The organism is Sinomonas sp. G460-2, assembly GCF_047759905.1.
Taxonomy (GTDB): domain Bacteria; phylum Actinomycetota; class Actinomycetes; order Actinomycetales; family Micrococcaceae; genus Sinomonas.
Window position 1 is genome coordinate 1 of record NZ_JBKZWT010000141.1, and the last position, 8,967, is coordinate 8,967.

The window sequence follows — 8,967 nt, forward strand, 5'->3', positions numbered from 1 at the left end:
CTTGCTGCCCTGCACAGTCACGTGAGCCGTGCGCACGGCGGCGCCCTGCACCTCGGCGTCGATCCACGTCTGAGTCGTCGAGCCGAACGCGAGGAGCGCGATGACGACGCTCAGCCCGATGACGGTCGACTTGCGGGCCCACACGGCGACTCGGGGCGGCTCGTGCCCGGCCGACTCCACGATCCCGCTCTCCTGAGGCTCAGCCACGCACACTCCCCTCGACGCCCGGGAGCGTCCCGGCCGAGCGCAGCGCCGACGCCGTGTGCACGGCGCGCAGCGGGGCGGCGGCCTTGTTCACGGACTCGAGCGCCTCCGCCACGGGGTCGGAATCGGCTACGATCCCGCCGCCGGCCTGGACGTACGCGCGCCCCTCACGGAGAAGCGCGGTACGGATCGCGATCGCCATGTCCATGTCTCCCGCGAAGTCGAAGTAGCCCACAACGCCGCCGTAGACCCCGCGCCGAGCCGGCTCGACCTCGTCGAGGAGCCTGAGCGCGCGCGGCTTGGGCGCGCCCGAGAGCGTTCCGGCCGGGAACGTTGCCGCCAGCACGTCATACGCGGTCGCGTCGGGACGCAAGTGCCCGTCGACCGTCGAAACGAGATGCATGATGTGGCTGAAGCGCTCGACCTCCATGAACTCGCTCACCTCAACGGTCCCGGGGCGGCAGACCTTGGAGAGGTCGTTGCGCGCGAGATCGACGAGCATGAGGTGCTCGGCCCGCTCCTTCTCGTCCGCGAGGAGCTCCTCGGCGAGGGCGCGGTCCGCCTCGACGGTCGCGCCCCGGGGACGCGAGCCCGCGATCGGATGGGTCACGACCTGGTCGCCGGTCACCGTGACGAGGGCCTCGGGCGAGGATCCCACGATCGAGTATTCGCGGCCGTCTGCGTCGGCGAGGCTCAGGAGGTACATGTACGGGCTCGGGTTCATGGCCCTCAGCACGCGGTATACGTCGAGTGGCGCGGCGTCGAAGTCGAGCTCGAAGCGGCGCGAGATGACCACCTGGAACACCTCGCCGTCGAAGATCGCCTCCTTGCCGCGGGCGATCGCGGCGAGGTAGCCCGACTCCTTCCAGTTCTCCTGGACCTTGTCCCGGTAGTCGACCACGGGACCGAGAACCGAGACGGCGGCCGGGGCCGGCATCAGGACCCGCTCGACCATGCGCGTGAGCCGTGCCACGGCATCGTGCCAGGCCTCGTCGACGCGCTCGTCGCTGTTGTCGAAGTTGATCGCGTTGGCCACGAGGGTCACCGTGCCGTCGACGTTGTCGTGCACGGCGAGGTCCGTGACGAGGTTCATCGCGAGCTCGGGCAGGTCCAGATCGTCCTCGGGCGGTGAGAGCAGCTTCTCCCAGCGCCGCACGGCCTCCCAGCCCACGAAGCCGACCATGCCGGACGTGAGGGGCGGAAGCGCGTCGAACCGGTCCGTGCGCAGGGCCGCGACCGTATCGCGCAGGGCCTCGAGCGGGTTGCCGCTCGTCGGGACGCCCACGGGCGGCTCGCCTGTCCAGAACGCCTCGCCGTCCTTGCTCGTGAGCGTCGCGCGCGACTCGGAGCCGATGAACGAATAGCGCGACCACGCGCCCCCCACGGCCGCGGACTCGAACAGGAATGTCCCAGGGTGGCCGTCGGCGAGCTTGCGGTACAGGCTGATGGGCGTCTCAGCGTCGGCGAGGAGCCTGACGCGGACCGGGATGACGCGACGGTCTGCGGCGAGCGTCCGGAACTCCCCCAGCGAGGGTTCGATGACTCCTAGGTCGAGCATGGCGGGCGTCGTCTGCCTTCCGTGGGCGGGTTCGGGTGGCCGGGTAGGACTCAATGAAGCGCTAAGCAATTGCGGCGGCGGAACCGACGACGGCGGGCAGCTCGCGGCCGTCGAAGCACGTCCGGGTGCCCGTGTGGCACGCTGCGCCGACCTGGTCGACCTGAACCAGGAGCGCGTCGCCGTCGCAGTCGAGCGCGACCGACTTGACCCACTGCACGTGGCCGGACGTGTCGCCCTTCCGCCAATACTCCTGGCGCGAACGCGACCAGAACGTGACGCGCCCGCTCGTGAGCGTGCGGCGTAACGCCTCGTCATCCATCCAGCCGACCATGAGCACCTCGAGCGTGTCGAACTGCTGGACGACGGCGGCCACAAGGCCCGCGCTGTCCCGCTTGAGACGGTCCGCGATCTCGGCCGGCAGGGCGCCGGAAGGGGGGTTCTTCTGCTCAGACATCGAGTCAAGTCTAGTGCTGATGGACGGCTCGCCGGTCCGCGCGCGCGGGCACCCGCTCGCGTGCTAGTTTCGCTAGTGATGCACTTCGTACCGCCGTCCCGGGAAGTTCTGGCCGAGACCCTGCTCGCGGCCGGCCCTAGCGCGCCCACTTTGTGCGAGGGCTGGGCCACCAAAGAACTCGTCGCACACCTCTACCTCCGCGAACGGAGCCCCCGCGTGGGCTTCGGGCTGGCCGTGCGAGGCCTCCGCGGCGTCTCCGACGCGGCCACCGAGCGCCTCGCCTCGAAGCATGCGACCCCCGAGGCTTACGCCTCGCTTGTCGCGGCCTTCCGCGCGGGTCCGCCGAAGGCCTCGCCCTTGCGCATCCCGCGGCTCGACGAAGCGGCGAACCTCGCCGAATTCTTCGTGCACACCGAGGACGTGCGCCGCGCCACCGAGCGCTGGGCGCCGCGCGCCCTCGACGCCGCCTACTCGGACGCGCTGTGGGAGCACGTGGTCAGGCAGGCTGCGATCCTCTACCGCGGCGTCGATCTCGGCATCGTGCTCGTGAGCCCGCACGGCCCGCGCCACGTAGCCAAGCGCGCGCCCGTCTCCGTCGCGATCGTCGGCGAGCCGGGCGAGCTGCTCCTCCACGCGACGGGCCGCGGTTCGCACGCGCTCGTGACCTTCGAGGGCCAGCCGGACGCCGTCGCCCTTCTCACGACCGCAGACGTGGGGCCCTGAGCCATGGCCGCGTTCGAGGATTCCTGGCAGTCCATCGCCGCGCTGTGGGCGGCGCTCGACGGCGCCGCCCCGGGCCCCGGGGCGGTCGTGCTCACGATCCGCACGTCCGATATCGAGCAGCCGCCGAACCTGCCCGAAGGCGGCGATCTCGTCGAGGCGCCGCTCGGGCCCTTCGACGCCGTCGAGCTCACGCTCTTCGGGAGGCCCGCCGCGAAGGGACGCATCGCGTTCGGCGAAGGCCTCGCGGTGGTGGGCCGCTTCGAGTTCGTGGATGAGGCGTCGGCCGATCAGCTCGGGCCAGCCGTGCTGTCGGCACTCGCCGAGGAGGCCTTCCTCGAGGGTGCCGAGCTCATCTACACGGTCGTGGAGGGCGGGGCGCCGTCCTTCCTGGGGAACGGCTGGTCGGAGGCGGGCCGGCTCAGCCGCGGCTGAGCCGGCCCGCACGCCGCAGTCAGCGGACCTCGTAGCCCGCTTCGCGGATCGCCGTCTTGACCTGCGCAATCATGCTGTCAGGCCCGAAGTGGAACATCGACGCGGCGAGAACGGCATCCGCGCCCGCTCGGATGGCCGGCGGGAAGTGTTCGGGCACGCCCGCGCCGCCCGATGCGATGAGCGGCACCGTGACCGCCGCGCGGATGAGCCGGATGAGCTCGAGGTCGAAGCCCTCCTTGGTCCCGTCGGCGTCGATCGAGTTGAGCAGGATCTCCCCCACCCCGCGATCCGCGGCCTCCTTGGCCCACGCGACCGCGTCGATGCCCGTACCGCGCCGCCCGCCGTGGGTAGTCACCTCAAAGCCCGACGGCGTGTGCGTGCCTTCCTGGACTCGGCGCGCATCGACTGAGAGGACCAAGACCTGCGAGCCGAAGTGGCGCGTGATCTCGTCGATAACCTCCGGCCGCGCGATCGCGGCGGTGTTGATCGAGGCCTTGTCCGCGCCCTCGCGCAGGAGCCGGTCCACCTCCGCGACGCCGCGGACGCCGCCGCCGACCGTGAGCGGGATGAAGACCTCCTCCGCGGTGCGGCGGACGACGTCGAACGTCGTCTCCCGCTCGGACGAGGATGCGGTGACGTCGAGGAACGTGAGCTCGTCCGCGCCGGCGCGGTCGTAGCGGTGGGCGAGCTCGACCGGGTCCCCCGCGTCGCGCAGGCCTTTGAAGTTGATGCCCTTGACGACGCGGCCCGCGTCGACATCAAGGCACGGGATGACGCGGACGGCGACGCCCATGGCTGCTCCCCTCCCTAGATCCGACAAGTGACCGCTAGATCCGGCAGGCGTGGATGCTGCTGACCAGGATCGCACGCGCGCCGAGGTCGTAGAGCTCGTCCATGACGCGGTTCGTGTCCCGCTTCGGGACCATGGAGCGCACCGCCACCCAGTCCGAGTCGCGCAGCGGCGAGACGGTCGGCGACTCGAGGCCCGGCGTGAGCGCTGAAGCCTGCTCGACGAGTTCCTTGCGCACGTCATAGTCCATGAGAACGTAGCGGCGAGCCACGAGGACCCCCGTCAGGCGGCGGATGAGGACGTCGATCGCGGACATGGAGTGGCCGCGGCGCCCGATGAGCACGGCCTCGGACTTCAGGATCGGGTCGCCGAAGACGGCCATTCCGGCCGCCTTGAGCGTGTTGCCCGTCTCGACGACGTCCGCAATCGCGTCGGCGACGCCCAGGCGCACCGACGACTCGACCGCGCCGTCGAGGCGTACGATCCGGGAGGGCGTGACGCCCTGCTCCTTGAGGTAGGTCCTCACGAGGCCGTCGTAGCTCGTCGCGACGCGGCGGCCCTCAAGCTCGGAGACGGACGCGAATTCGCCCGCGGGGCCCGCGAAGCGGAACGTCGAGGCCGCGAAACCGAGCGGCAGGAGCTCCTCCGCCTCGACCTCGGCGTCGATGAGGAGGTCGCGGCCCGTGATGCCGACGTCGAGCGTGCCCTGGCCCACGTACACGGCAATGTCGCGCGGGCGGAGGAAGAAGAATTCGACATCGTTCTCGGGGTCGAGCATGACGAGCTCACGGCCCTCGCGGCGCTGGCGATAGCCGGCCTCGGTGAGCATCGACGAGGCCGCCTCGGAAAGGGAGCCCTTGTTGGGAACTGCTACACGGAGCATGGTGGTCTTTCTGTTCGGAAGGGAAACGTGCTTGGCTTCTCGCCACGGGGTGCCCTGAACTGCACGGGCGCGCGCCGCGGCTAGAGATGCGTGTAGACGTCCTCGAGCGTGAGGCCCTTCGCGATCATGAGCACCTGGACGTGGTACAGCAGCTGCGAGATCTCTTCGGCGGCCGCCTGGTCCGATTCGTACTCGGCCGCCATCCAGACCTCGGCGGCCTCCTCGACGATCTTCTTCCCGATACCGTGGACTCCCGAGTCCAGCTCGACGACGGTGCGCGACCCTTCGGGGCGGCTCGTGGCCTTCTCGCTGAGCTCAGCGAACAGCGACTCGAAATCCTTCACGGGGTCAAGACTACTGGAGGCCACCGGGCCGCCCGCACCGTTGGAAGGCGTGTGACTCCCCCGGTGTGACGAAGCCCATAGCCGGCTCAGAGCGCGCGCAGGGTGGCCGCTGTGAGGAGCGCCGCCGTCGTCGCCTCGTGCCCCTTGTCCTCGACCGAGCCTGGCAGGCCCGCGCGGTCGAGGCCCTGCTGCTCGGTGTCGCACGTCAGCACGCCGAAGCCCACGGGCACCCCGGTGCGGACGCTCACGTCCGTGAGCCCGACGGTGGCCGCCTCGCACACGTACTCGAAATGGGGCGTGCCGCCGCGGATCACGACGCCGAGCGCGACGACGGCGTCGTGCGCCTCCGCGAGCCGGGCCGCGGCGACGGGAAGCTCGAAGCTGCCGGGGACCCGCACCACGGTCGGTGAGTCGATGCCCGCCTCGTGCGCGGCACGCAGAGCTCCGTCGAGGAGTCCGTCCATGATCTGCGTGTGCCAGCTCGCTGCGACGATCGCGAGCCGCAGCTCCGCGAGGCGCGGGTCGTCGAGGGAGAGGGTGGGCGCGCCGTGTCCGCTCACGTGGTGGGGGTTCCTTGTCTGTTGGGTGGGTTGGGGTGGGTAGGGCGGGTCAGAGTGGGTGGGGCGGGTAACGGTGGGTAGGGCGGGTCAGGGGGTGCGCTAGAAGGCTCAGTCGCCGTCCGACTGGATGCGCGGCAGGACGGCCTCGACGTCGAGCGTGAGCCGGTGCGCCATGCGCTCCTTCTTGGTCTGCAGGTACCGCAGGTTCTCGGCGCGGGAGGGAACCTCTGTCGGAACCATCTCGACGACGTGGACGCCAGCCTGGGCGAGCCGGTTCTGCTTGTCCGGGTTGTTGCTCAGGAGCCGGATCCGGGTGAGCCCCATCTCGGCGAGGATCTGGGCGGCCGCGTTGTAGCAGCGCGCGTCGACTGGTAGACCCAGCTGCTCGTTGGCCTCGACGGTGTCGAAGCCCGCCTCTTGGAGCGCGTACGCCTTGATCTTGTTCGCGAGGCCGATCCCGCGGCCCTCCTGGCCGCGGAGGTACAGGAGCGTCCCGCCCTCTTCGCGGATGAGGGCGAGCGCGTAGGCGAGCTGCTCGCCGCAGTCGCAGCGGTACGAGCCGAAGACGTCGCCCGTGAGGCATTCCGAATGGAGCCGCACGAGGGGAGCAACGCCGTCGGCCGGCGGCTCGGGTGAGCTCACGGCGAGATGCTCGTGCCCGGTCTCCTCGTCGATCCAGGCCTGGGCGACGAACTCGCCGAACGCGGTGGGCAGCTTGACGATGGGGCCGCCCGAGACCGGGTGCTTGCGCCGCGCGCCGTTGGCGCTCGTGTTGGTCATCTCATTCCTCCCCGGCGTGCCCGCGGGCCGCCACAAACTCTACGAGGTCCTCGATCGAGATGAGCGGGCAGCCGTGCTCGTCGGCGAAGCCCCGCAGCGCGGGAAGCCGCATCATCTCTCCGTCGTCGTGGACCACTTCTGCGATCACTCCTACTGGAGCCAAACCAGCCAAGCGGCACAAGTCAACCGCTGCCTCGGTGTGGCCCCTGCGGGCCCGCACACCACCGTCAACCGCACGCAGCGGGAATATATGCCCCGGGCGCGTGAAGTCGGCCGCGGTCGACGTCGCGTCCGCGAGGGCCGCGACGGTCTTCGAACGATCCGTCGCGCTGATCCCCGTCGAGACCCCGTGGCGAAGATCGCACGAGACCGTGTACGCCGTGCCCTTCGCATCCTCGTTGTGCGCGACCATGGGTGGCAGCGAGAGGCGATCCGCGACGTCGTGAGCGAGTGGCACGCACACCACCCCGGACGTGTGCCGGATGGTCCAGCCCATGAGGGCGGGGGTCGAGAACTGCGCGGCGAAGATGATGTCCCCTTCGTTCTCGCGGTTCTCGTCGTCGACGACGACGACGGCGCGGCCCGCTCGGAGCGCGTCGACTGCCGCCTGGACGGGCTCAAGGCGGATCGCCCGGGCTGGAGCGCTCATGCCGTCGCCCCCTCGGGGGTGAGGCCCTCCAGGCCGCTCTTGCCTTGGGCTTGGAAGGACAGCAGCCGCGCCGTGTACTTCGCGAGCACGTCCACCTCGAGGTTGACCGGTTCGCCGACCGACTTCGCGCCGAGGCCCGTCTCGGCGAGCGTCGCGGGGATGAGCCCGACCTCGAACCACTGCCCGGCCTCGGTGGCTGGGCTCACGGCGGTCACGGTGAGGGACACGCCGTCGACCGCGATCGAGCCCTTCTCGGCGATGTACGGCGCGAGGCCCGAGGGAACGGCGAAGCGGAGGCGATGCCAGTTGCCGAGCGGCTCGCGCTCGGCGAGGGTCCCGACGCCGTCGACGTGGCCCTGCACGACGTGCCCATCGAGTCGCCCACCCGCCGGGACGCAGCGCTCGAGGTTCACGCTGTCGCCCGGGGCGAGGCCGCCGATCGTCGTGCGGACAAGGGATTCGCCCATGACGTCCACCGTGAAGGTGTGCCCGTCGTTCCGGATCGCGGTGAGGCAGCAGCCGTCCACAGCGATCGAGCCCCCGAGGGGGAGGTCCGCCGCGAGCGTCGGCGCGGTCAGGGTGATGACGGCGCTCTGGCCCGTGGACTCGACGGCCTCGACCGTGCCGCGCTCGGCGATGATCCCAGTGAACATCAGTGGCTTCCTTCTTCGGATGGCTGAATAGGGTCGTGGGGCCCGGGCTCGGCGGGCCGGAGGTGCAGTCGGAGATCCACGCCGAGGAGGCGCAGGGCGCCTCCGCCGCTCTCGTCCCACACCCAGTGCTGCGCGTCGGCGAGGGTGCGGATGCCGAGATCCGAGACGGTGCCCTTGCCGGAGCCGAGGATGGTCGGCGCCTGGTAGACGATGAGCTCGTCCACGAGTCCCGCCGCGAGGAACGCCGCGATAATGCGCGAGCCCCCCTCGACCATGAGATGCCTCGTGCCGAGGTCGAAGAGCTCCGCGAGAGCCACCGCGGGGTCCTGAGTCCGCACGTGGTGGAAGCGGCCGTCGGTGCCGCGCACCGCGGCGTCCTCGGGCACGTCGCGAAGGCCCATGACGGCGCGCAACGGCTGGTACGGAAGCGGATGGCCGTCGACGTCGCGGGCCGTGAGCCGCGGGTTGTCGACGAAGACCGTCTCCGTGCCCACGAGGATCGCGTCGATGCGGGAGCGGATCGCGTGGTTGTCCGCGAGCGACTCGGGGCACGAGATCCACTGGCTCGTCCCGTCGTCGGCGGCGATCCGCGCGTCGAGCGTCTGCGCCATGTGCAGCGTCACGAACGGGCGGCGCTCGCGCACGGCCGAAAGCCAGCGCTCGTTGAGCTCCACTGCGTCCTCCGCGAGGAGCCCCGACTCGACGTCGATGCCGGCCGCCCGGAGCGTCCCGGCTCCCCCGGCCGCCGCCCGGTGCGGATCGTCGATCGCGTACACCACGCGCCCAACCCCTGCGCGGATGATCGCCTGTGCGCACGGACCCGTGCGGCCTGTGTGGTTGCAGGGCTCGAGCGTGACGAACATCGTGGCCCCCGCGAGGTCGATGCCAGCGAGCGTTGCGTTCGCGATCGCGTCCGCCTCGGCGTGCGCCGTTCCGG

The 8,967-nt window shown here is 70.8% G+C and carries 12 protein-coding genes and 1 pseudogene; 2 read left to right on the forward strand and 11 right to left on the reverse strand.

The genetic code is table 11. The features are described 5' to 3' along the window. The 3 genes and pseudogenes from ACLN58_RS13370 to hisI all read right to left on the reverse strand — a co-directional run. A pseudogene (locus ACLN58_RS13370) lies at positions 1–207 on the reverse strand (hypothetical protein); the annotation flags it as partial. Next, a complete protein-coding gene (locus ACLN58_RS13375; protein ID WP_415855754.1) occupies positions 200–1,762 on the reverse strand; it encodes an anthranilate synthase component I in 1,563 nt (520 codons plus the stop codon). The pseudogene ACLN58_RS13370 and the gene ACLN58_RS13375, both read right to left, overlap by 8 nt. A 61-nt stretch (positions 1,763–1,823) precedes the next feature. Continuing rightward, positions 1,824–2,216, reverse strand: coding sequence for a phosphoribosyl-AMP cyclohydrolase (gene hisI / locus ACLN58_RS13380; RefSeq protein ID WP_415855755.1), 393 nt, complete (start codon positions 2,214–2,216; stop codon positions 1,824–1,826). A gap of 78 nt (positions 2,217–2,294) precedes the next feature. Here hisI and ACLN58_RS13385 point away from each other — a divergent pair, with 78 nt between their 5' ends. Continuing rightward, positions 2,295–2,939, forward strand: coding sequence for a TIGR03085 family metal-binding protein (locus tag ACLN58_RS13385; protein WP_415855756.1), 645 nt, complete (start codon positions 2,295–2,297; stop codon positions 2,937–2,939). Positions 2,940–2,942: 3 nt separating this feature from the next. Beyond that, positions 2,943–3,371: a hypothetical protein gene (locus ACLN58_RS13390; RefSeq protein ID WP_415855757.1), complete on the forward strand. Its 429-nt coding sequence runs from the start codon at positions 2,943–2,945 to the stop codon at positions 3,369–3,371. Positions 3,372–3,390: 19 nt separating this feature from the next. Here the strand turns inward: ACLN58_RS13390 and hisF are convergent, their stop codons facing one another. The 8 genes from hisF to ribD all read right to left on the reverse strand — a co-directional run. Beyond that, positions 3,391–4,164, reverse strand: coding sequence for an imidazole glycerol phosphate synthase subunit HisF (hisF, locus tag ACLN58_RS13395; protein ID WP_415855758.1), 774 nt, complete (start codon positions 4,162–4,164; stop codon positions 3,391–3,393). 34 nt (positions 4,165–4,198) lie between these two features. Further along, on the reverse strand, positions 4,199–5,044 hold the full coding sequence (hisG, locus tag ACLN58_RS13400) for an ATP phosphoribosyltransferase (RefSeq protein WP_415855759.1): 846 nt from the start codon (positions 5,042–5,044) through the stop codon (positions 4,199–4,201). Between the two features lie 80 nt (positions 5,045–5,124). Continuing rightward, complete coding sequence (locus ACLN58_RS13405) at positions 5,125–5,388, reverse strand: phosphoribosyl-ATP diphosphatase (RefSeq protein WP_136610214.1); 264 nt, start codon at positions 5,386–5,388, stop codon at positions 5,125–5,127. 86 nt (positions 5,389–5,474) lie between these two features. Continuing rightward, entirely contained in the window at positions 5,475–5,948 is a 474-nt protein-coding gene (gene ribH, locus ACLN58_RS13410) for a 6,7-dimethyl-8-ribityllumazine synthase (protein WP_415855760.1), read from the reverse strand. Between the two features lie 108 nt (positions 5,949–6,056). Beyond that, on the reverse strand, positions 6,057–6,728 hold the full coding sequence (gene ribA / locus ACLN58_RS13415) for a GTP cyclohydrolase II (protein ID WP_415855761.1): 672 nt from the start codon (positions 6,726–6,728) through the stop codon (positions 6,057–6,059). A gap of 1 nt (position 6,729) precedes the next feature. Further along, positions 6,730–7,377: a 3,4-dihydroxy-2-butanone-4-phosphate synthase gene (gene ribB / locus ACLN58_RS13420; RefSeq protein ID WP_415855762.1), complete on the reverse strand. Its 648-nt coding sequence runs from the start codon at positions 7,375–7,377 to the stop codon at positions 6,730–6,732. Next, positions 7,374–8,030: a riboflavin synthase gene (locus tag ACLN58_RS13425; protein ID WP_415855763.1), complete on the reverse strand. Its 657-nt coding sequence runs from the start codon at positions 8,028–8,030 to the stop codon at positions 7,374–7,376. Before ACLN58_RS13425 ends, ribB begins: the two co-directional genes overlap by 4 nt. After that, positions 8,030–8,967: bifunctional diaminohydroxyphosphoribosylaminopyrimidine deaminase/5-amino-6-(5-phosphoribosylamino)uracil reductase RibD (gene ribD / locus ACLN58_RS13430; RefSeq protein ID WP_415855764.1), on the reverse strand; the 938-nt coding region annotated here is incomplete at its 5' end. The genes ribD and ACLN58_RS13425, both read right to left, overlap by 1 nt.

Excerpts from the sequence above, each read along its gene's own strand:
- ACLN58_RS13425 (WP_415855763.1), bottom strand. The coding sequence starts at position 8,030 with ATGTTCACTGGGATCATCGCCGAGCGCGGCACGGTCGAGGCCGTCGAG.
- hisG (WP_415855759.1), bottom strand. The coding sequence starts at position 5,044 with ATGCTCCGTGTAGCAGTTCCCAACAAGGGCTCCCTTTCCGAGGCGGCC.
- hisF (WP_415855758.1), bottom strand. The coding sequence starts at position 4,164 with ATGGGCGTCGCCGTCCGCGTCATCCCGTGCCTTGATGTCGACGCGGGC.
- ACLN58_RS13390 (WP_415855757.1), top strand. The coding sequence starts at position 2,943 with ATGGCCGCGTTCGAGGATTCCTGGCAGTCCATCGCCGCGCTGTGGGCG.
- hisI (WP_415855755.1), bottom strand. The coding sequence starts at position 2,216 with ATGTCTGAGCAGAAGAACCCCCCTTCCGGCGCCCTGCCGGCCGAGATC.
- ACLN58_RS13385 (WP_415855756.1), top strand. The coding sequence starts at position 2,295 with ATGCACTTCGTACCGCCGTCCCGGGAAGTTCTGGCCGAGACCCTGCTC.
- ribB (WP_415855762.1), bottom strand. The coding sequence starts at position 7,377 with ATGAGCGCTCCAGCCCGGGCGATCCGCCTTGAGCCCGTCCAGGCGGCA.
- ACLN58_RS13375 (WP_415855754.1), bottom strand. The coding sequence starts at position 1,762 with ATGCTCGACCTAGGAGTCATCGAACCCTCGCTGGGGGAGTTCCGGACG.
- ribA (WP_415855761.1), bottom strand. The coding sequence starts at position 6,728 with ATGACCAACACGAGCGCCAACGGCGCGCGGCGCAAGCACCCGGTCTCG.